Source organism: Stenotrophomonas sp. CFBP 13718, assembly GCF_014842145.1.
Classification (GTDB): Bacteria; Pseudomonadota; Gammaproteobacteria; order Xanthomonadales; family Xanthomonadaceae; genus Stenotrophomonas.
The window spans coordinates 293,528-313,689 of the sequence record NZ_JACYVC010000001.1 but is presented as its reverse complement, the minus strand read 5'-3'; the positions used below and the strand labels follow the sequence as shown (position 1 = coordinate 313,689).

Here is a 20,162-nt window from a genome sequence, read left to right as displayed (position 1 = left end):
TAACGCCGGGCCATGCCCGGCGGATGTCCACCCGGCGGCGGAAGCCCGCCCACCTTCCAGGTATCGACATGCAGACCAGAATCACCTCGTGGTGCTTGGCCATTGCCGTGATGCTGCTGCTCATGCCAGCGCAGGCGCCCGCTGCGGTCCTGGACGCGCGGTGGGAGTTCCGCCTGCAGCCCGGCAACGCGCAGGTGCCGGCGCATCCCCGCGCCAGCGCCTGGCGAACGGCGCAGGTGCCCGGCAGCGTGCACACCGACCTGCTGGCCCACGCGCTGATTCCGGACCCCTATGTCGGCGCACCCGAAGCATCGCTGCAGTGGATCGGCCTGGCCGACTGGGAATACCGCGCCACCTTCGATGTCGCGGCCGCAACCCTGGCGCGCCCCCATGCCGAACTGGTATTCGAGGGGCTTGATACCTTTGCCGAGGTCGAACTCAACGGCCAGCCGTTGCTGCGTGCCGACAACGCGCACCGCACCTGGATCGCACGGGTGGAGGGGCGGCTGCAGCCACGTGGCAACACGCTGCGCATCGTGTTCCGCTCGCCGATCACCACGCTGCTGCCGAGCGTGCAGGCGATGCCGCACAAGATCGCGGGCAACTATCCGTCGCCTTATGGCGACGAGCCGCGCGATGCGATGGTGGGCAACTTCGTGCGCAAGCCGGCGTATCACTTCGGCTGGGACTGGGGCCCGCGTTACGTCACGGCTGGCGTGTGGCGTCCGGTCCGGCTGGAAACCTGGGGCGCGCACCGTATCGACGACCTCGCCGTGCGCACGGACCGGCTGGATGCGGATACGGCACTGTTGACCGCACAGGTTGCGGTGCGGCACGAAGGCGCGGCGGCCTCGGCGATGCTCGACGTGGACGTGCGTGACCCGGAGGGCCGCATCGTGGCGCGTGCACAGCACAACGCGTTGTTGCAGCCGGGCGAGCAGCAGATCGACGTGCCCCTGCAGATCGACCAGCCCCGCCGCTGGTGGCCGGCCGGCCAGGGCGCGCAGGACCGCTATACCGTGCACGCGTCACTCGGTCGCGATGAGGATCCCGCGTTGCGCGCAGAACGCCGCATCGGCCTGCGCAGCATTGAACTGCGGCGGCAGGACGATGCCGACGGTGGGCAAGGCTTTGCCTTCGTGATCAACGGACGCGAGATATTCGCCAAGGGGGCCAACGTCATTCCGTTCGACGCGTTCCCTGCGCGGGTGGACACGTCGCGTCTGCGCACGATCCTGACCGCAGCGCGCGACGCCAACATGAACATGCTGCGCAACTGGGGTGGCGGCTATTACGAGGACGACGCCTTCTTCGACATCGCCGACGAGCTCGGCCTGCTGGTCTGGCAGGACTTCATGTTCGGTGGCGGCATGCAGCCGGGCTACGATCCGGCGTTCCGCCAGAGCGTGGTAGCGGAAGCGCGCGACAACGTCCGCCGCCTGCGTCACCACCCCAGCATCGTGTTGTGGTGTGGCAACAACGAAGAAGAGACGGCCTGGAAGGATTGGGGGCATGGCCGCGATCTGGCGAAGGCCGACCCTGCCTTTGCCGCCAAGGTGTGGCAGGGCTATGTCGATCTGTTCGGCAACGACCTGCGCCGGGTCGTGGCTGAGGAAGCGCTGGGTGTGCCGTACTGGTCCAGCTCGCCGAGCAACGATCTGGACACGAAGGCCAACGACTCCACGCGGGGCGACAAGCACTACTGGCAGGTATGGGGTAATCCGGCGCTGCCGGTGACGGCCTACCTGCGCGAGACACCCCGCTTCATGTCCGAATACGGCCTGCAGTCATGGCCGTCGCAGGCGATGGTCGACCGCATTGCGCCGCGCGCGGAACAGCGTATCGACAGCCCGGTGATACAGGCGCATCAGAAGTTCATGGCCGGGCAGGGCAACGAACGGCTGTTGCACTACATCCGCCTGGGCTACGGTGAACCGCGCGATTTCGCCGCGTTCCTGTATCTCGGCCAGGTGATGCAGGCGGAGGGCATCCAGTTGGCCGCGCTGCACCATCGCGCATCGCGCCCCTACACGATGGGCTCGCTTTACTGGCAGCTCAACGATGTGTGGCCGGGCGCTTCGTGGTCCGGCCTGGACCATGACGGCCACTGGAAGGCGCTGCATTTCCAGGCGCGACGCTTCTTCGCCGACCTTGCGGTGGCGGCGCTGCGCGATGACGGGGTGACCCGGATCAGCCTGTTGAACGATACGCCGACACCGCAGCGGGTCGACTGGCGGCTGCGGGTGATGGCCTTGGACGGTCGTGAGATAAGCCGTAGGCAACAGACCGTCGTGCTCGCGCCCGGTTCTGCGACCGAGGTCGGGCGGCTGGGGGATGCCCGATTGCTGGGGGTGGAGGATCCTGCGCGCACGATTGCCGTGGTCGAGCTGCTGCAGGACGAGCGGGTGGTGTCGCGGCAGGTGGTCAGCTTCGTCGAAGCGCGCGATCAGGCGCTGCAGGCCGACCAGGTGCAGGCGAGCCTGCAGGGCGAGGGCGATCAGCTTGAGGTGGTGCTGCAGGCGCGGGGTCTGGTGCGTGCGGCGTGGATCGACTTCGGGCTGCACGAGGTGGTGCTGGAAGACAACCTGCTGGACCTGCTGCCGGGTGAGCGCCGTGTGCTGCGCGCACGATCTGACCGTGACGCCGCGACGCTGCGCGCGGCGATGCGCGTGCAGACGCTCGGCGATATTCGCGGGGTACACGCGGTGCGGTAGCGCCGAGCCGTGCTCGGCGGATTTTCGCGGGAAGGCCCCGCCGAGCACGGCTCGGCGCTACGTGGATATCGCGGGTGCCGCCGTTGCCGGGATATCGGCAATGCCGTCGTTGCCGGTTTATCGGGTGTGGTAGCGCCGAGCCACGCTCGGCGAGCGCAGCGGCGACACCGTCAGAACGCGATCTGCTGGAAATTCTCCACGCGCTCGTGGCCATGTGTCGCTTCACCACTGCGTGGCAGCGGGTAGTCGTCCAACCGATCCAACAGCCGCGTCTGCAATCCAGCGTCGCGCGCGGCATCGAGCTCTTCCACCACATCGGACAGGAACAGGATCTCGCCGGCCGGTACGCCGATCGCATCGACGATGCGGCGGTAGCTTTCAGCCTCACGCTTGCCACCGATTTCCGTGTCGAACCAGCCCGATACCAGCGCGGTCAGGTCACCGGCGTCGCTGAAACCGAAGAACTGCTTCTGCGCCGGCACCGATCCGGACGAATACACATACAGCGGCAATCCCGCGGCATGCCAGCCCTTCAGCACGGCGGCCACTTCCGGATAGAAGTGCGCCTTGTAATCGCCATTGCGGTAGCCGGTTTCCCAGATCTTGCCCTGCAGCGCTTTCAGCGCGGTGTGCTTGCGGTCCTGGTCGATCCAGCCCTGCAGGGTTTCCGCCACCAGGCTGTCCTGGCAGGCACCGCCGATTTCGGTCGCTACGGCGTCCAGCCACCGCCGCACGTCCGGTTCGTTGCCGTGGGTCGCGATGAAACCGGGCAGCGCCTTGCGCGCATACGGGAACAGCACATTCTTGACGAACGAGATGCTGCTGGTGGTGCCTTCGATATCGGTGAGGATGACGCGGGGCTGCATGGCGATTCAGTCCTGGGTAGGCACGTAGCGGGGGAACTTCTGCGCGATGTCGGTGCCGGTGAAATGCCCGACCCAGCCATCGGCTTCGGTGAAAAAGCGGATCGCCACGAAGCTCGGCTCATCGCCCATGTCGAACCAGTGATTGACACTGTCCGGCACGGCGATCAGGTCGTTCTTGACGCACTCGATCTCGTAGACCTTCTCCTCCACGTGCAGGGTGAACAGCCCGGAGCCGGCGACGAAGAAACGCACTTCGTCCTCCTTGTGGAAGTGTTCGTCGAGGAACTTCTTCCGCAGCTCGGCGCGGTTCGGGTTGTCCGGCGCGATCGAGGCCACGTCCACGCTCTTGAAGCCGCGCTCGGCGACCAGCCGATCAATGTCGCTGCGGTAGGCGGCAAACACCTCGTCCTGGCTGGCGCCGGGGGCAACGGGCTGGCTGGCGGTCCAGCGCTCGAAGGTCACGCCGATCTTCTGCAGTTCGGCGGCAATCTGCGCACCGTCTTGGGTATCCAGCAGCGGCGCGTCGGGGGCGGTGTCGTTGTAGATGCGCAGTCGGCTCATGGCGGCAGCTTGAACAAAGTGGGGGAAGACAGGGTAGCAGCGCGGCGGGCGGGGGTCAGATTCCAATCCGGCATCTGACCCGGCACCCACGGCGTGTCAGTTGCGCAGGCGGCGCAGCTCCAGCTCGCAGTGGAACAGGAACTCGAAGGCTTCCAGATGGCGCCGCGCTTCGGCCATGTCGCGGCCCCATGCGTACAGGCCGTGGCCATCGATCAGGTAGCCCCACAGGCACTGCGTGTCCAGCAGGGCATCGACCTGTGCCGACAGCACGTCCATGTCCTGGGTATTGGCGAACACCGGCACGTCGATGGCCATTTCATGCGTACTGTTGCCGGCGAAGGCCTTCAGCAGCTCATAGCCTTCCAGGCGGATGTGGCCCTGCGGTGCATACAGGCGCGAGGCGATGGTCTGCACCGGCGAATGCGTATGCAGCACGCAGCCCACTTCCGGAAAGCGGCGATACAGCTGGGTATGCAGCAGAGTTTCGGCGGACGGGCGCAGCGGGCGGCCTACGGCCTTGCCGTCGAAGTCCACGACCATGATGTCGTCTTCGATCAGTCGGCCCTTGTCGCGGCCGGAGACCGTGATCGCGGCATGGTGGTCGTCCAGCCGATGGGAGAAGTTGCTGCTGGTCGCCGGCGTCCAGCCGGCCTGGGCCAGCTCGCGGATGTTGTCGATCAGCAACTGCGCCAGTTCACTCAGGCGCTGGGTGTCGTAGGGGAAAGTGGGCGCGTTCATGGCCCACATTCTATCCGGTCCCGCCGACCACGTTGGGGGCTGTGCCTGCCTCGGTAGTGACGGCCGCCGGCCGTCCGCTTCTGGCCTTGGCCGCTGCGCTCGCCGAGCATGGCTCGGCGCTACCGACACCGCTCGGCGATACCTTGATTATTTCCCGCGCAGGCGGCTGTGGCGGTAGCCGTAGCCGAAGTAGATCGCAAAGCCCACCGCCGTCCACACGCCCATCAGCATCCAGTTATGGAACGTCATGGCCGACAGCAGCGCCAGGCAGCTCAGCACACCCAGGCTGCACACCAGCCACGCGGCGCGGATACGGAACGGCCGCGGCAGGTCCGGCTGGGTGCGGCGCAGCACCAGCACGCCGGCGCACACCGCCGCGAAGGCGATCAGGGTGCCCATCGAGGTCAGCTCACCCAGCACGTCCAGCGGGAACAGCGCCGCCAGCAGGGCAATGCCGATGCCGGTGATCACGGTGTTGATGTGCGGGGTGCGGTACTTCGGATGGATCTTGGTGAACAGCGGCGGCAGCAGGCCGTCGCGGCCCATGATCATGAAGATGCGCGGCTGGCCGATGATCATCACCAGCACCACCGACGACAGGCCCACCAGGGCGCCGATTTCCACGACGACGCGCAACCAGCCGAGCGTCGGGTGGGCGGCTACGGCGGTGACCACCGGTTCATCGGTCCCCAGTAGCTGATACGGCACCAGGCCGGTCATCACCGCGGCCATCGCGATGTACAGCACCGTGCAGATCACCAGTGAGAGCATCATGCCGATCGGCATGTCGCGCTGTGGACGATGCGATTCCTGCGCCGCCACGGACACCGCTTCAAAGCCGATGTAGGCGAAGAACACCATCGCCGCGCCACGCAGCACACCTTCCATGCCGAACTGGCCGGGACCGGTGTTTTCCGGGATGAAGGGATGCCAGTTGGCGGTGTCGACGTACTTCCAGCCGACGGCGATGACCAGCACGATCAGGCCCGTCTTCAGGATCACCATCGCCATGTTCATCGCCGACGACTTGCGGATGCCGTGGTAGCACAGCCACGTCAGCGCCAGCACCAGCAGCGCGGCCGGCACGTTGGCGATGGCGCCGGTGGGGCGCAGCTGCCCATCCAGCGGTGCGCTGACCAGCGCGGCAGGCAGGTGGATGTCGAAGTGGCTCAGCAGACTGAGGAAGTAGCCGGTCCAGCTGACCGCGACGGCCGACGCGGATACGCCGTATTCCAGCACCAGCATCCAGCCGATGAACCAGGCAGCGAGCTCGCCGAAGGTCGCGTAGGTGTAGCTGTAGGCACTGCCGGATACCGGCACCATCGCGGCGAACTCGGCGTAGGCCAGTGCACAGAAGCCGCAGCAGATGGCGGCCAGCACGAAGGACAGCATGATCGCCGGCCCGGCGTGGTTGGCGGCGGCCTGGCCGGTGATGACGAAGATGCCGCCGCCGATCACCGCACCGATGCCCAGCGCCGTCAGTCCCCATGGCCCCAGGGTACGGGTCAGGCTGAGACCGTTGGCGTCTTCATGGGCGGCGTGCGGATGCTTGGTGGCCCACAGTTGCTTGAGCATGGTGTGATGGTCTTTCGGTGCGGGCAGGCCGAAGGGCCTGCAAAGGGTGCGGCATGATACCGAACGGGCCGGCAAAGGAGCCGGCCCGTCGATGCATCAGGGAGACTTGGCGAGCTTGCTGTTACGCATGCCGTAGCCGAAGTAGATCAGCAGGCCCAGGAAGGTCCAGCCGAGGAACAGATGCCAATGCACCACGAAGGCCTGCCAGAACAGGAACAGGCACATCGCCGCACCCAGCGGGCAGATGACCCAGACCAGCGGCACGCGGAACGGACGCTCCAGTTCCGGGCGGGTATAGCGCAGCACCAGCACGCCCACGCACACCGTGGCGAAGGCCAGCAGGGTACCCATCGACACCAGCTCGCCCAGCACGTTCAGCGGCACCATGCCGGCCAGCGCGGCGGCCAGCACGCCCACCACGATCGTGGCCCAGTACGGGGTGTTGAAACGCGGGTGGATCTTGCCGAAGAACTTCGGCAGCAGGCCGTCGCGGGAAATGGTGTACGCGATGCGGGTCTGGCCCATCATCATCACCAGCACCACCGACGACAGGCCGGCGATGGCGCCGATCTCCACGGCGGTCTTCAACCAGCCCAGGCTGGCATACGGCTCCAGCGCGGTGGCAACCGGCTTGTCGGTGCCCAGCAGGTGGTACGGCATCATGCCCGTCAGCACGGCGCAGACGATGATGTAGACGATGGTGCACACCGCCAGCGAGCCCAGCAGGCCGATCGGCATGTTGCGCTGGGGGTCCTTGGTTTCGCCCGCCGCAGTGGAGACCGCATCGAAACCGATGTAGGCGAAGAACACGATGGTGGCGGCGCGGAACACGCCGCTCCAGCCGAACTCGCCGCTCACGCCGGTGTTTTCGGGGATGAAGGGCGTCCAGTTCGCTGTGTCGATGTGGGTCGCGCCGAAGCCGATGAACAGGCAGATGACGGTGACCTTGATCGCCACGATGATCGCGTTGACGAAGGCCGACTGGGTGATGCCCACGTACAACAGCCCGGAGACCGCCGCCACGATCAGCACGGCGGGCAGGTTGAACAGCTTGCCGGACGCGATGAACTCCTGGCCGGTCCAGGCGATTGGCGCTGCGCTCAGCGCATCCGGGAACGGCATGTTGAGCGTGGTGGTGATGAAGCTGATCAGATAGGCCGACCAGCCGACCGCGACCGAGGCCGAGGCGAACAGGTACTCCAGCACCAGGCACCAGCCGATGAACCAGGCCATGCCTTCGCCGAGGGTGGCATAGGAGTAGGAGTACGCGCTGCCGGACACCGGCATCATCGCGGCGAACTCTGCGTAGCACAGGCCCGCCAGTGCGCAGGCCAGGCCCGCCAGCACGAAGGACAGCATGATCGCGGGGCCCGCATGATTGGCGGCCGCCTGTCCGGTGAGTACGAAGATGCCCGCACCGATCACGGCACCAATGCCGAGCAGGATCAGGTGTTTTGCCGTGAGCGTCCGTTTCAGGGTGGCTTCGCCGTCCAGGCTGCCTTCGATGGGTTCGCCAGCGTCTACGTGTCCGGCTGGCTCAACCGGTTTGACCCTCAACAGAGCTTTCAGCATGCGGTACTTCCCTAAGTCATCGTGGAGCAGTCGGCGATACATGGCCGTCGACGCGTGTGGTGAATGAAGGCCATGCGAATGGCTCGCTGTACCTTAGCCAAAGCTGAAGGTGATGCACAAGCCGCATGTGCAACATTTTGTGGCGATAATGGCCGATTGATTTGCTGAACACGCATAGGATATGTCGGAAACAACTACAACCGTTGCCGCGCTTGACGATCAGCTTCGTCAATTGTTGCGGGATCATGCGCTCCGAGTACCTGATCAGGCCGGGCTCGCTGACGAATTCAGCACACTTCTGGACGATCCCCTCAATCCCTTCCTGCGCGAGCGTCTCGACGGCCACTTCACCGGCAGCGCGTGGCTGGTGAGCGCCGACGGGCGACGCGTGCTGCTGACCCATCACCGCAAACTGGCGCGTTGGCTGCAGTTGGGCGGGCATGCGGATGGCGATCGCGACTTGGCGCGTGTGGCACTGAACGAAGCGGAAGAAGAGTCCGGCCTGGATGGGCTCCGAATGGAGCATCCCGCGATCTTCGATCTGGACAAGCACTGGATACCCGCGCGTACCGACGTGCCGGGGCACTGGCATTACGACGTGCGTTTCGTGGTACGTGCTGGCAGCTCCGAGGCCTTCGTCGTCAGCGAAGAGTCACTGGAACTGGCCTGGCGCGACATCGCACAGATCGCTGCGGACCCCGAAGCCGATCCCTCACTGCAGCGCATGGCCCAGCGCTGGCGGTAGACCAAAAAGGGGGACGGAGGGGATTAAGTCGTTATCGGCTCGCTGCACGCGGCCGATAACGACTTAATCCCCTCCGTCCCCTTTTTATCAGTACAGCACGCGGGTGCGCAGGGTGCCGGTGATCGCGGCGAGTTCGTCGCGGACGGCGGCGGCTTGTTCGACGCTGGCGGTGATGTCGATCACCACGTAGCCGACCTTGGCGTCGGTGCGCAGGAACTGCCCGTCGATGTTCACGTTGTGGCGCGAGAAGATCTCGTTGACCTTGGACAGCACGCCGGGCACGTTGCGATGGATGTGCAGCAGGCGCAGGCTGCCGTGGTGCTCGGGCAGGGTCACTTCCGGGAAGTTCACCGCCGACAGCGTGCTGCCGTTGTCGCTGTAACGCACCAGCTTGGCGGCCACTTCGATGCCGATGTTGTCCTGGGCTTCCAACGTGCTGCCGCCTACGTGCGGGGTCAGGATCACGTTGTCGTGCGCGGTCAACGGGCTTTCGAAGGCATCGCCGTTGCCCTTGGGCTCCACCGGGAACACATCCAGTGCGGCGCCGCCGATATGGCCGGACTGCAGCGCCGCGTCCAGGGCGTCGATATCCACGATGGTGCCGCGCGCGGCATTGATGACGTGCGTGCCGCGGCGCATCTTCGCCAGCTCGGTCGCGCCGATCATCCACTGCGTAGCGGCGGTTTCCGGTACGTGCAGGGTGATGATGTCCGAACGCGACAGCAGGTCATCCAGGCTGGCGGCCGCACGCGCGTTGCCCAGCGCCAGCTTGGCTTCCACGTCGTGGAAGATCACCTGCAGGCCAAGGGATTCGGCCAGCACGCCGACCTGGGTGCCGATATGACCATAGCCGATGATGCCCAGCGTCTTGCCGCGGACTTCGTGGCTGCCGGCGGCCGACTTCGACCAGCCACCGCGATGGCACTCAGCGTTCTTCTGCGGGATGCCGCGGGTCAGCATGATCGCCTCGGCAATCACCAGTTCGGCCACGCTGCGGGTATTGGAGTAGGGCGCGTTGAACACCGGGATGCCGGCCAGCTCGGCGGCGTCCAGGTCGACCTGGTTGGTGCCGATGCAGAAACAGCCCACCGCGATCACCCGCTTGGCCTCGGCCAGTACGTCGGCCGACAACTGGCTGCGTGAGCGGATGCCGACAATGTGCGCTTCGGCGATGCGGGCCTTCAGCTCGGCCTCGGGCAGCGCCTTGGAATGCAGTTCGATCTGGCTGTAACCGGCCGCGGTGAACACATCCACGGCGGTCTGGCTTACCCCCTCCAGCAACAGCACGCGGATATCCTGCTTGGGGTAGGAGGTCTTCTTCGGCGACATGGGACGGCACGGCCAGTGGGGCAAGGGCTGTCCACTATGCCAGATGGCGAAGGCGATGGTGCGCTGCGGAAATGGTTGCATCCGTAGCCAATCGGTAACGCCAGCGGGGCTGGACGCTGGACGCGACCGCTGGCACGCTTGCGTGCTATTCGTGCGCCGCGCTGGACTGACATGACCGATTCCCGCCTTGCTTCCCTGCTGCAGGCCGTCCCCGGACTGCGGTTGAAGACCGATGCCGCCGACCTGGAGCATTACGGCCGCGACTGGACACGGCGCTGGACGCCGGCGCCGCTGGCCATTGCCTTGCCGGGCAGTGTCGAGGAGGTGCAGGCGGTGATGCGCTGGAGCGCGGCCGAAGGCATCGCGGTGGTGCCGTCCGGTGGTCGCACCGGGCTGTCCGGTGGCGCGGTCGCCGCCAATGGCGAGTTGGTGCTGAGCCTGGAACGGATGAACGCGGCGCTGCACTACGATGCCGTGGATCGCACGCTGGTGGTGCAGGCGGGCATGCCGCTGGAGGCGCTGCACAATGCGGCGCTGGAGCACGGGCTGATCTATCCGGTGGATTTCGCTGCACGCGGTTCGTGTTCGATCGGCGGCAACATCGCCACCAATGCAGGCGGCATCCGGGTGATCCGCTACGGCAACACGCGTGAGTGGATCGCCGGGCTGAAGGTGGTGACCGCGCAGGGTGATCTGCTGGAACTCAACAAAGGTCTGATCAAGAACTCCAGCGGCTACGACTTCCGGCAACTGCTGATCGGCTCGGAAGGCACGTTGGGCGTGATCGTGGAGGCGACCGTCAAGCTGACCGACCCGCCACCGGCCAGCAATGTGATGCTGCTGGCCGTGCCCAGTTTCGACGTGCTGATGCGGGTGTTCTCCGCGTTCCGCGCGCGGCTGCAGCTGCAGGCGTTTGAATTCTTTACCGACAAGGCACTCCGGCACGTGCTGGCACACGGGGCCCAGGCTCCCTTCGCCGAGGTGCATCCGTTCTACGTGGTGACCGAGTTCGCCGCTGGCGACGAGGTGCAGGAAGCCGCAGCGATGGCTGCGTTCGAGGATTGCATGGGCAATGGCTGGGTCAGTGATGGCGTGGTCAGTGCCAGCGACGCGCAGGCGGCGCAGCTGTGGCGGCTGCGCGAGGGCATCACCGAGGCGGTCGCGCGTTACACGCCCTACAAGAACGATGTATCGGTGCGCATCTCGGCCATGCCTGCTTTCCTTGCGGAAACACAGGCGCTGATCGGGGAGGCGTACCCGCAGTTCGAGGTGGTGTGGTTCGGCCACATCGGCGATGGCAACCTGCACATCAACGTGCTCAAGCCGGAAGGCACCAGCGACGCGGAATTCGTGCAGCAGTGCGAGCACGTCACCACGTTGCTGGCGCAGGTGCTTGCGCGTTTCGACGGCAGTATCTCCGCCGAACACGGTATCGGGCTGGTCAAGAAGAAGTACCTGGACAGCACGCGCGGGCCGGCCGAGATCGCCCTGATGAAAGCGGTCAAGCGCGCGTTTGATCCGCAAGGGCGGCTGAACCCCGGCAAGGTCTTCGATCTGTGACGCGCCGTTCGCGTCATGGGTCGGGTACGCTCTGCACACACCCTTCACGAGTAACCCGACGATGACCCGATTGCCTTCGCTGCTGGTTCCCTTGGCGCTGTCCCTGCTGGTCCTGCCGCTGGCAGCGGGTGCTTCCAGCTTTGCTGGTACGTCGGCCGGTTCGGCATCGGGCGCGTCGTCGAATTCGTCGGGCAGCAGCTCCGGCGATGACAAGGTGGTCGTGGCGGCCCGCGACGATGCAGCCGCTTTCGTGGCCAGCGATGGCCAGATCCGCGGCGCACGGCTGCAGGCTGCGCTGGTACATCTGCGCGAGCACGATGCCGCCGCGCGTGAGCGCAGCGACCTGGCCTTGGCGCAGTCCCTGCTCGCACGCTGATGCGGGCCCGCCCCCGCGCGTGGTTGGCGTGGGGGCTGTTGTGCCTGTCGCCCGCCGTCCAGGCGGTACAGCTGACGCCGGCCGATGCAGGCCTGCGCGTCGAAGAACGTGCGCGCCTGGACCAGGCGATAGCCGATGTCGTGCCCCGTCTGCCGGCCGGGCTGCTGGCCGCACTGCCGGTGGACGTGCCGCTGCGCGTTTCCGACGCGTTGCCTGCCCACGTGGCCGGCCGGGCGCTTGCCGGGGTGATCCTGCTTCCGCGCCCCATGCTCACCGGCAGTGACCCCGCGGCGGCAGATGCCCTGCGATCCACGTTGATCCACGAACTGATGCACGTCGCCGACCGGTCTGGTGATGGCGGCTGGTCGCGCAGCCCGCGCCTGCGTGAGCTCGCCGGATGGCAGCGCCGGGTATGGAAGCTCGGCCGAGGGGCCAACCACTTCACCGATCGAAATCCGGATGCCTATGAGCGGCAGAGTGCGGCGGAGTATCTGGCCGTCAATGCCGAACACTGGCTGCTGGATGCGGAGTTTGCCTGCCGGCGTCCGGCATTGGCTGCGTGGTTCAGTACGACCTTCGGTGCGGCGCCGCTGCAGGCGACGCCCTGCGCTTCCACGCTGCCGCTGGTGCAGGCCAGCGAAGAGGAGGGCGCTGTCGCTTTGATGCAGCTGGATCCGGCCCGCGTGTACGCAGTGGATTACCTGTTCGCCGAAGGCGGCCGCGTGCCGATGAGCCGCTGGGGGCACAGCATGCTGCGCCTGGTGATCTGCCGCGAGGGCAGGGCGCCCGGGCCCGACTGCCGGCTGGACCTGGACCAGCACCGTGTCCTGTCTTTCCGCGCCTTCGTGGGCGACGTGGAACTGTCCAGCTGGCGCGGATTGACCGGTGGTTATCCGTCACGTCTGTTCGTGCTGCCGCTGCAGCAGGTGGTCGACGAATACACCAAGGTGGAGCTGCGCGGACTCGCATCGATCCCGTTGCAGCTTTCGCCGGCGGAGATCAGCGGCCTGCTCGAGCGTACCGCGCAGGTGCACTGGGGCTATGACGGTCGCTACTACTTCATCAGCAACAACTGCGCGGTCGAGACCGCCAAGCTGCTGCAGGCCGGCGTGCCTGCGCTGCAGGAACCGGGCATCGAGCGGATCAGTCCGCGCGGCCTGCGTCGCCGATTGGATCGCCTGGGCCGGCTGGATGAAACGGTGCTGGACGATCAGGCGGCGGCGATCCGTGACGGCTACTACTTCCCGTCCAGTGACCGCTACTTCGCGACCTTGTTTGCTGCCGCCCGCGCGGAGGTGAATCTGCCCGCGCGCGACGCACGGGCGTGGATCGACCTTGACGCGGATCAGCGCACGCCGTGGCTGCAGCGTGGCGGCCTGCGGGCCACGGCAGGCCTGCTGCTGCTGGAGCAGGCAGCCTTCGCGCGTGCTGAACTGCGGGCGCGCGACCAACTGAAACACGCGCTGCTGAAACAGCCGGACAGCGAGGGCGCGCTACAGTTGCAGACGCTGTTGGAGGAATCGGGCCAGTGGCTGCGACCGGCGGGGTTGCTGGCCGGTAACGGCTATGGCCTGCCGCAGGCCGCAGAGCTCACGGCGTTGCAGCCGGCGCTGCAGGACATCGCCGCAAACGCACCTGACGCCTGGAAACTGCTGCGCACGCAGATGCGCATGCAGTTGCCGGACGCACAGCGCGCCGAGCTCGATACGCTGGAAACGAACATGGTGTCCCTGCGCGCGCGGCTGCGTGACCTGGCGGCGGTGCCGACGCTGCCGGCTGAACCGCAGGACGCGGCATTGCCCTTGCGTTGACGGTGCGGATGTTAGCGTCCTGTGTGTAGCTAGAACACAAGGAGCTTACATGCGCCCCTCTCTTTTTTTGTTGCCCACGCTTGCCGTAGTGGCCTTGGCGGTCGCCTGCCAGTCCGGTAATGAGCCGGCCGCGCCCGCTGCCGTGGTGCATCCCGCCGCCGCGCCCGTGGCATCACCCGCTTCAGCCGATACCGCCAGCGGCACCGTACCGCAGGCCTTTCGTGCAACCGGCAACGAGCCCGGTTGGCTGGCCCAGGTCGGCACAGACGGCCATGTCGGCCTGCGCGTCGAGGTGGATCATGGCCAGACGACGTACGACGTGGCGGCACCCACGCAGGGTGCCGACGGGTGGGCGGGTACCGCGACGGATGGCACGCCGGTGAAGTTGAGCATCGAGCGGGTACCTTGCCAGGACACCATGAGCGGTGATTCGTTCGACGCCAAGGCGATGCTGACGGTGGGAGCGCGCCAGTTGCACGGGTGTGGGAGTTTCAGCGCGCCGTAGGCGCGGTAGCGCCGACGGAGGGTCGGCGCGGCTGTCTGGTGACGAGGTCGGAAGGTTTGCGCCGAGCATGGCTCGGCGCTACCGCGACACTCAGTCGGCGCGACCGCCGAATTCGCCGGTTGCGGTGTTGACCAGCACGCGTTCGCCGTTGGCGATGTACTCCGGCACCATGATTTCCAGGCCGGTGCTCAGCTTGGCCGGCTTCGGGCGCTTGGTGGCGGTGCCGCCCTTCATTTCCGGCGGCGTCTCGACCACTTCCAGCACGACGCTGGTCGGCAGTTGGATGGCCACCGGCTGGTCGTCGATCACCTGGACATAGATGCCGGTCAGGCCATCGGTGATGTAGCCGGCGTCGTCGCCGATCACGTCCGCATCCAGGGTATAGGGGGTGAAGTCTTCGTCATCCATGAACACGAAGGCGTCGCCGTCCTTGTACGAGTACGTGGACAGCCGGCGCAGCAGTTCGACTTCCGGCAGGTTGTCGTCGGAATCGAAGCTGGCATCAAGCTTGTTGCCGCCCGGCACGCTGTACATGATGAAGCGGAAGCGGACGTTGCCGCCGCGGCCCTGCGGCGAGCTGCGCTCGATGTCGCGGATCTGGTACACGCCGTTGTTGTATTCGACGACGTTGCCCTTCTTGATATCGCTGGCTTTCATGATCGTATGGCTTGATTGGGGGGGTAGGGCGCCGTCCCGGCGCCCGGGGGAATCACTTCGGACCGAGCCGGGTGGCGCCGTCCAGGCGGATGGTCTCGCCGTTGAGATAGGTGTTTCCCAGAATGTAAGCGACCAGGCTGGCAAAGTCTTCCGGTTTGCCCAGGCGCGAAGGGAACGGGATCGACGCGGCCAGCGATTCCTGCACGGCGGGCGGCATGCCATCCACCATCGGGGTCCAGAAGACACCCGGCGCAATCGTGTTGACCCGGATGCCGAAGCGCGAGAGTTCGCGTGCCATCGGCAGGGTCATCGAGACGACGCCGCCCTTGGAGGCCGCGTAGGCCGCCTGGCCGATCTGGCCTTCGTAGGCGGCGATGCTGGCGGTATTGATGATCGCCCCGCGCTCGCCGTCGGCGCCGGCTTCGTTGTGCTGCATGCGGTTGGCGGCGGCCTTGGCGACGTTGAAGCTGCCGACCAGGTTGACCATCACCGTGCCCTGGAAGCCGGCCAGCGGCATCGGGCCTTCCTTGCCGAGCACGCGGCCGGCGCCGAGGATGCCGGCGCAGTTCACTGCGACATTGAGGCCGCCGAGGAAGGTGTGGGCCTGTTCGATGGCTTGGGTGACGGCCGCTTCGTCGCTGACGTTGACCTGCAGGTAGTGGGCGTTTTCGTCGCCGAGCGCGGCGACGGCGGCGGCGCCCTTGTCGTCATTGAGGTCGAACAGGACGACCTTCGCGCCCTGGCCCACCAGATGTTCGGCCACGGCAAGGCCCAGGCCGGAGACACCGCCGGTGATGACGGCACGTACGTTGCTCAACTGCATTGCGCGGTCCTGCAGGTTCAAGAGCCCGCGATTCTAGCGGATGGCGGGGGCAGGGCTGTTGTGCAGTGCGTTGCGCCTGCGGCGCGGCCGAAGCAACGGCAACAGCAACAGCAACAGCAACAGCAGCAGCAACAGCAACAGCAGCAGCAACAGCAACAGCAGCAGCAACAGCCGAAGCGGCGGGGCTTCTTATTGGGCGGGGCGGGGTGGGCTGGCGGGGGACGGCAGGAGCCGCTCCTGCGTGCCTTGTTTCGCGCCATCCATGGCGCTCAACACCCCCGCCAGCCCACCCCGCCCCACCTTCGACAGGTTCACGGTGGCCATGAATCGTCGGGCGTGTGCACAGCGGTAGCGCCGACCCATGGTCGGCGGGATGTGTCAGGGGAGGGGATGGTGGGGTGGGACATGGAGCAACCAGCCGACCCCGCCCCACCTTCGACAGGTCCACGGTGGCCATGAAATCGTCGGGCGTGCGCACAGCGGTAGCGCCGATCCATGGTCGGCGGGATGCGTCAGGGAAGGAGATGGTGGGGTGGGGCATGGAGCAACCAGCCGACCCCGCCCCACCTTCGACAGGTCCACGGTGGCCAGGAAGTCGTCGGGCGTGCGCACAGCGGTAGCGCCGACCCATGGTCGGCGGGATGCGTCAGGGAAGGGGATGGTGGGGTGGGACAGTGGGGTGGGATATGAGGCATAGAGCCGCCGAGCATGGCTCGGCGCTACCGTAGCTTGCGGACGAATTCTTCGGGGGTCAGGCCGGGGGCGAACAGGAAGCCCTGGCCGACGTTGACGCCCAGTCCGATCAGGTAGCGGCGCTGGGCTTCGGATTCGATGCCTTCGGCGACAACGCCGAGCCCGAGGCTGCGGGCGATTCCGCAGACGGCTTCGCAGATCGCGGTGTCGGAGCGGTCACCGGGGACGCCTTCGGTGAACAGTTGGCTCAGTTTCAGCCCGTCGATGGGTAGCCGGCGCAGGTAGTTGAGGGCGCTGTAGCCTTCGCCGAAATCGTCGATGGCCAGCAGCACGCCCATCTCGCGCAGTCGGGCGAAGGTGCGCAGGGTGTCCGGCGCATCCTCGATCAGTACGCGCTCGGTGAACTCCAGTTCCAGCGCGGTACCCGGCAGATGGAACTCATCCAGTGCCTGGCGCACCTTCAGTGCCAGGTCATCGCCGGTGAACTGGCGATAGGACACATTCACCGCCACGCGTACCAGACCCAGCCCCTGGTCCTGCCACTCCCGCACCTGGCGGCAGGCCTCGCGCAGTGCCCATTGGCCGATGCGCACGATGTCGCCGGTGCTCTCGGCATGGGCGATGAACAGGTCCGGCCGCATTTCGCCCAGCTGTTCGTTCTGCCAACGGATCAGCGCCTCGGCGGCGATCACCTCGCCGGTGCGCAGGTTGACCTGCGGCTGGTACACCAGGCGGAACTCGTCGCCTTCAAGGGCGCGATGCAGGCGGCTTTCGATCTGCAGGCGGTCGTTCTGGCGCTGTGCCAGTTCGGGCGAAAACACCTGCCAGCCGTTGCGCGTGCGTCGCTTGCAGTCATACATCGCGGTGTCGGCATTCTGGATGAGCTGCTGCGGACGTACGCCGTCGCGCGGTGCGCAGGCGATGCCGATGCTCGCGGTCACGACGAACTCATCGTTGCCGAACACGAAGGGCGGCACGAACGCGGCGGTGATGCGCTCGGCCAACTGTTCGGGTTGGTCGGCCTGGTCGCGGGTATCACAGACCACCAGGAACTCGTCACCGCCGAAGCGCGCAAGCAGGCCCTCGGTGCCGATGGCGCCGCCGATGCGGCGTGTGGCTTCCACCAGCAGTTCGTCACCGGCGTTGTGACCCAGCAGGTCGTTGACGGTCTTGAAGCGGTCCAGGTCGATGTACAGCACCGCGGCCTTGCAGTGGGTCGGGTTGGCCAGGCGCACGCCGAGGTCGCTGAGCACGGCGTCGCGGTTCATGATGCCAGTCAGCGGGTCGGTCCGGGCCTGGATGCGCAACGTCTCTTCGGCCTGCTTGCGCTCGGTGATGTCCTGCACGGTGCCGGCGATGCGCGCGGCCTCGACATCGCCCTCGGACACCTCGCCGATCATCCGGATCCAGAAGCTGTGCCCATCCGCGCGCTGGCCGCGCAGTTCCAGCGTAAAGCCGCTGCGGGCGTCCACCGAGTTCGCCAGCGCCTGCTGCAGGGCCAGTCGATCTTCGTTGCGCAGGCAGTCCATCAGGTCGGGCATGTCGTCCATCGGCAGGTCCTGGCCGAGGATGCGGCGCGCCTCTTCGGTCAGGTACAGCCGTGCCAGCCCACGGTCCCACTCCCATCCGCCGATGTGGGCCAGCGATTGCGCACGGTCGAACAGGGCGTTGTTTCGCTTCAGCTCGGTGATGTCGCTGAACATCGCGAACACATGGTCGGCGTGGTCCCGGCCATTGCCGAACACCGGTACGTTGGTCATCGACAGCCACAACATCCGGCCACGCGGGCGGTGGTACAGGCCGATGATGGTGCTGCGGATGACCCGACCGGCCTGGAAGCACCGGTTCGCCGGCCAGTGCTCATGGCTGAGCAGGTGGCCATGTTCGTCGACCACGATCCAGTCCTGCGGATCGAGCAGGGTCTGCAGGCTGGCACCGGTACCGGCCGTGCCGAGGATGCGGTGCGCCGCCGGATTGGCCGACACGACGTGCAGTTCCCGGTCGAAGAGGATCACGCCCTTGTCGATCGACTCCATCAGCAGGCGATAGCGCGACTCGGCCTGCCAGCGCCCGCTCAGGTCACGGGCTACGGCCACGATGCACGGCGCGCCCTGCAGTTCGAAGCCGGCCGAGTGCACTTCGACGGGAAACCGGCTGCCGTCGCCGCGCATGTTGGTGACTTCGATGACATAGGTATCGCCGCGCTGGAAGGCGGCCCACACCGGTTCGAGGTGGTCACTGGGCAGGTCGGGGTTCAACAGTTCGATGGGCTGGCCGATGATCGCCTCGCGCGGACGGCCGTAAGCACGCACGCCGGCACGGTTGAGGTCCAGCACCACCCCGGTCGAGCTGAGGATGCTGACCGGGTCGGGCACCGCGTCGAACAGGGCGGCATAGCGCTGCTCGGCGTCCTGGCGGTGTTGCATGGCCTCGGTCAGCGCGTGGCGTGCCTGCTGCAGCAGGGCGTGATGCTCGGCCCGATGCGGCTGCGCGAGTGCATGGTCCAGGGCGGCCAGTGCGTCGTTCTGCGTGGCGGGGTGTCCGCCAGCGTCCAGATCGTCGCACGGGCCGCGGCTGCTCATGCAGGCGCCAGGGCTTTGCCGGTGCGGCTGCCGGTCGTTCGGCCAAGCCGCTCCGCCAGCCAGCGGCCGATCGCGGCCAGTTCGTCCAGGTCCACGCCGGTCTCCAGGCCCAGGCCGCGCATCAGGTACACCACGTCTTCGCTGGCGACGTTGCCGCTTGCGCCCTTCGCGTAGGGGCAGCCGCCGGCACCGGAAACCGCACTGTCCACCACCCGCACGCCCGCTTCCACGCAGCTGGCGATGTTGGCGATGGCCTGGCCGTAGGTGTCGTGGAAATGCACGGCCAACGCCTGCATCGGGACCTCGGCGGCCACGGCCAGCAGCATCGCGCGCGCCTTCAGCGGCGTGCCGACCCCGATCGTGTCACCCAGCGAGATCTCATAACAGCCCATCGTGTGCAGCGCCTTTGCCACGCGGACCACTTCGCTGACCGGCACCTCCCCCTGATAGGGGCAGCCGAGCACGGTGGAGACGTAGCCGCGCACGCGCACCCCATCATGTGCAGCACGCTGCAGGATGGGCTGGAATCGTGCCAGCGACTCGTCGATGCCGGCGTTGGTGTTGGTGCGGTTGAAGGTTTCCGAGGCGGCGGTGAACACGGCCACTTCCTGTACGCCGGCGGCCAGCGCACGGTCGTAGCCCTGCTCGTTGGGCACCAGTACCGGATAGGCCACGCCCGCATGGCGGGTGATGCCGGCGTAGACCTCGGCGGCGTCGGCCAGCTGCGGTACCCAGCGCGGGCTGACGAAACTGGTGGCCTCGATGCTGCGCAGCCCCGTAGCGGACAGGCGGTCGATCAGAGTGATCTTGTCGGCGGTGCTGACCGGCTGTTTTTCATTCTGCAGTCCATCGCGTGGACCGACCTCGACGATGCGGATGGCATCAGACATCGCACAGCCTCCCGCGGTTCGGGAAGGAGAGGGAACAGCGGAATGAGGGGCGGAAATCAACGATCACGGAACGTCCTGTCAGCGAGGTGGCGCGCAGCGCGGCAGCCACGAGGGAAATACACGCGGGCCACGGCGACAAACGGCCAGCGTGGGGAATGAATCGTT

General features: G+C 66.7%; 16 protein-coding genes and 1 pseudogene. 6 read left to right on the top strand and 11 right to left on the bottom strand.

From position 1 onward, the window contains the following. Positions 1-68 precede the first annotated feature (68 nt). Complete coding sequence (locus IFT58_RS01345; RefSeq protein WP_192093717.1) at positions 69-2,714, top strand: glycoside hydrolase family 2 protein; 2,646 nt, start codon at positions 69-71, stop codon at positions 2,712-2,714. A gap of 170 nt (positions 2,715-2,884) precedes the next feature. On the opposite strand, the gene mtnC is transcribed toward IFT58_RS01345, so the two are convergent. From mtnC to IFT58_RS01320, 5 genes are all read right to left on the bottom strand, one after another. Next, positions 2,885-3,580, bottom strand: coding sequence for an acireductone synthase (gene mtnC, locus IFT58_RS01340; protein WP_188324187.1), 696 nt, complete (start codon positions 3,578-3,580; stop codon positions 2,885-2,887). A gap of 6 nt (positions 3,581-3,586) precedes the next feature. Then, complete coding sequence (locus tag IFT58_RS01335) at positions 3,587-4,141, bottom strand: acireductone dioxygenase (RefSeq protein ID WP_192093716.1); 555 nt, start codon at positions 4,139-4,141, stop codon at positions 3,587-3,589. Positions 4,142-4,237: 96 nt separating this feature from the next. Further along, positions 4,238-4,879, bottom strand: coding sequence for a methylthioribulose 1-phosphate dehydratase (locus IFT58_RS01330; protein ID WP_188324185.1), 642 nt, complete (start codon positions 4,877-4,879; stop codon positions 4,238-4,240). A 147-nt stretch (positions 4,880-5,026) separates the two neighbouring features. Beyond that, on the bottom strand, positions 5,027-6,454 hold the full coding sequence (locus IFT58_RS01325; RefSeq protein ID WP_192079229.1) for an amino acid permease: 1,428 nt from the start codon (positions 6,452-6,454) through the stop codon (positions 5,027-5,029). 96 nt (positions 6,455-6,550) lie between these two features. Then, entirely contained in the window at positions 6,551-8,026 is a 1,476-nt protein-coding gene (locus IFT58_RS01320) for an amino acid permease (protein WP_192093715.1), read from the bottom strand. Between the two features lie 181 nt (positions 8,027-8,207). Here IFT58_RS01320 and IFT58_RS01315 point away from each other — a divergent pair, with 181 nt between their 5' ends. Beyond that, on the top strand, positions 8,208-8,771 hold the full coding sequence (locus tag IFT58_RS01315; RefSeq protein ID WP_192093714.1) for an NUDIX hydrolase: 564 nt from the start codon (positions 8,208-8,210) through the stop codon (positions 8,769-8,771). 87 nt (positions 8,772-8,858) lie between these two features. Here IFT58_RS01315 and serA read toward each other — a convergent pair whose 3' ends face one another. Further along, entirely contained in the window at positions 8,859-10,100 is a 1,242-nt protein-coding gene (serA, locus tag IFT58_RS01310; RefSeq protein ID WP_192093713.1) for a phosphoglycerate dehydrogenase, read from the bottom strand. Between the two features lie 171 nt (positions 10,101-10,271). On the opposite strand from serA, the gene IFT58_RS01305 reads away from it, so the two are divergent. The 4 genes and pseudogenes from IFT58_RS01305 to IFT58_RS18990 form a co-directional block, all read left to right on the top strand. Continuing rightward, entirely contained in the window at positions 10,272-11,660 is a 1,389-nt protein-coding gene (locus IFT58_RS01305) for an FAD-binding oxidoreductase (RefSeq protein ID WP_192093712.1), read from the top strand. Positions 11,661-11,730: 70 nt separating this feature from the next. After that, positions 11,731-12,036 (top strand): DUF2388 domain-containing protein, encoded by a 306-nt coding sequence (locus IFT58_RS01300; RefSeq protein WP_192080058.1) that lies wholly within the window; start codon positions 11,731-11,733, stop codon positions 12,034-12,036. Next, positions 12,036-13,847, top strand: a complete 1,812-nt coding sequence (locus IFT58_RS01295; RefSeq protein WP_192093711.1) for a DUF4105 domain-containing protein — start codon at positions 12,036-12,038, stop codon at positions 13,845-13,847. Before IFT58_RS01300 ends, IFT58_RS01295 begins: the two co-directional genes overlap by 1 nt. Positions 13,848-14,061: 214 nt before the next feature. After that, positions 14,062-14,352, top strand: a pseudogene (locus IFT58_RS18990) (hypothetical protein); the annotation flags it as partial. Between the two features lie 90 nt (positions 14,353-14,442). Here the strand turns inward: IFT58_RS18990 and yeiP are convergent. The 5 genes from yeiP to IFT58_RS01270 form a co-directional block, all read right to left on the bottom strand. Further along, positions 14,443-15,009: an elongation factor P-like protein YeiP gene (yeiP, locus tag IFT58_RS01285; RefSeq protein WP_192079236.1), complete on the bottom strand. Its 567-nt coding sequence runs from the start codon at positions 15,007-15,009 to the stop codon at positions 14,443-14,445. A gap of 52 nt (positions 15,010-15,061) precedes the next feature. Continuing rightward, positions 15,062-15,832 (bottom strand): SDR family oxidoreductase, encoded by a 771-nt coding sequence (locus tag IFT58_RS01280; RefSeq protein WP_192079237.1) that lies wholly within the window; start codon positions 15,830-15,832, stop codon positions 15,062-15,064. 33 nt (positions 15,833-15,865) lie between these two features. Then, positions 15,866-16,000 (bottom strand): hypothetical protein, encoded by a 135-nt coding sequence (locus IFT58_RS18900; RefSeq protein ID WP_274603039.1) that lies wholly within the window; start codon positions 15,998-16,000, stop codon positions 15,866-15,868. 551 nt (positions 16,001-16,551) lie between these two features. After that, a complete protein-coding gene (locus IFT58_RS01275) occupies positions 16,552-19,107 on the bottom strand; it encodes an EAL domain-containing protein (protein ID WP_192093709.1) in 2,556 nt (851 codons plus the stop codon). Next, positions 19,104-19,997, bottom strand: a complete 894-nt coding sequence (locus tag IFT58_RS01270; RefSeq protein ID WP_192093708.1) for a hydroxymethylglutaryl-CoA lyase — start codon at positions 19,995-19,997, stop codon at positions 19,104-19,106. Before IFT58_RS01270 ends, IFT58_RS01275 begins: the two co-directional genes overlap by 4 nt. Positions 19,998-20,162: the final 165 nt, after the last annotated feature.

What these genes read in the sequence shown, in the direction of transcription:
- IFT58_RS01345 (WP_192093717.1), top strand. Translation starts at nt 69, where the DNA reads ATGCAGACCAGAATCACCTCGTGGTGCTTGGCCATTGCCGTGATGCTG.
- mtnC (WP_188324187.1), bottom strand. Translation starts at nt 3,580, where the DNA reads ATGCAGCCCCGCGTCATCCTCACCGATATCGAAGGCACCACCAGCAGC.
- IFT58_RS01335 (WP_192093716.1), bottom strand. Translation starts at nt 4,141, where the DNA reads ATGAGCCGACTGCGCATCTACAACGACACCGCCCCCGACGCGCCGCTG.
- IFT58_RS01330 (WP_188324185.1), bottom strand. Translation starts at nt 4,879, where the DNA reads ATGAACGCGCCCACTTTCCCCTACGACACCCAGCGCCTGAGTGAACTG.
- IFT58_RS01325 (WP_192079229.1), bottom strand. Translation starts at nt 6,454, where the DNA reads ATGCTCAAGCAACTGTGGGCCACCAAGCATCCGCACGCCGCCCATGAA.
- IFT58_RS01320 (WP_192093715.1), bottom strand. Translation starts at nt 8,026, where the DNA reads ATGCTGAAAGCTCTGTTGAGGGTCAAACCGGTTGAGCCAGCCGGACAC.
- IFT58_RS01315 (WP_192093714.1), top strand. Translation starts at nt 8,208, where the DNA reads ATGTCGGAAACAACTACAACCGTTGCCGCGCTTGACGATCAGCTTCGT.
- serA (WP_192093713.1), bottom strand. Translation starts at nt 10,100, where the DNA reads ATGTCGCCGAAGAAGACCTCCTACCCCAAGCAGGATATCCGCGTGCTG.
- IFT58_RS01305 (WP_192093712.1), top strand. Translation starts at nt 10,272, where the DNA reads ATGACCGATTCCCGCCTTGCTTCCCTGCTGCAGGCCGTCCCCGGACTG.
- IFT58_RS01295 (WP_192093711.1), top strand. Translation starts at nt 12,036, where the DNA reads ATGCGGGCCCGCCCCCGCGCGTGGTTGGCGTGGGGGCTGTTGTGCCTG.
- yeiP (WP_192079236.1), bottom strand. Translation starts at nt 15,009, where the DNA reads ATGAAAGCCAGCGATATCAAGAAGGGCAACGTCGTCGAATACAACAAC.
- IFT58_RS01280 (WP_192079237.1), bottom strand. Translation starts at nt 15,832, where the DNA reads ATGCAGTTGAGCAACGTACGTGCCGTCATCACCGGCGGTGTCTCCGGC.
- IFT58_RS01275 (WP_192093709.1), bottom strand. Translation starts at nt 19,107, where the DNA reads ATGAGCAGCCGCGGCCCGTGCGACGATCTGGACGCTGGCGGACACCCC.
- IFT58_RS01270 (WP_192093708.1), bottom strand. Translation starts at nt 19,997, where the DNA reads ATGTCTGATGCCATCCGCATCGTCGAGGTCGGTCCACGCGATGGACTG.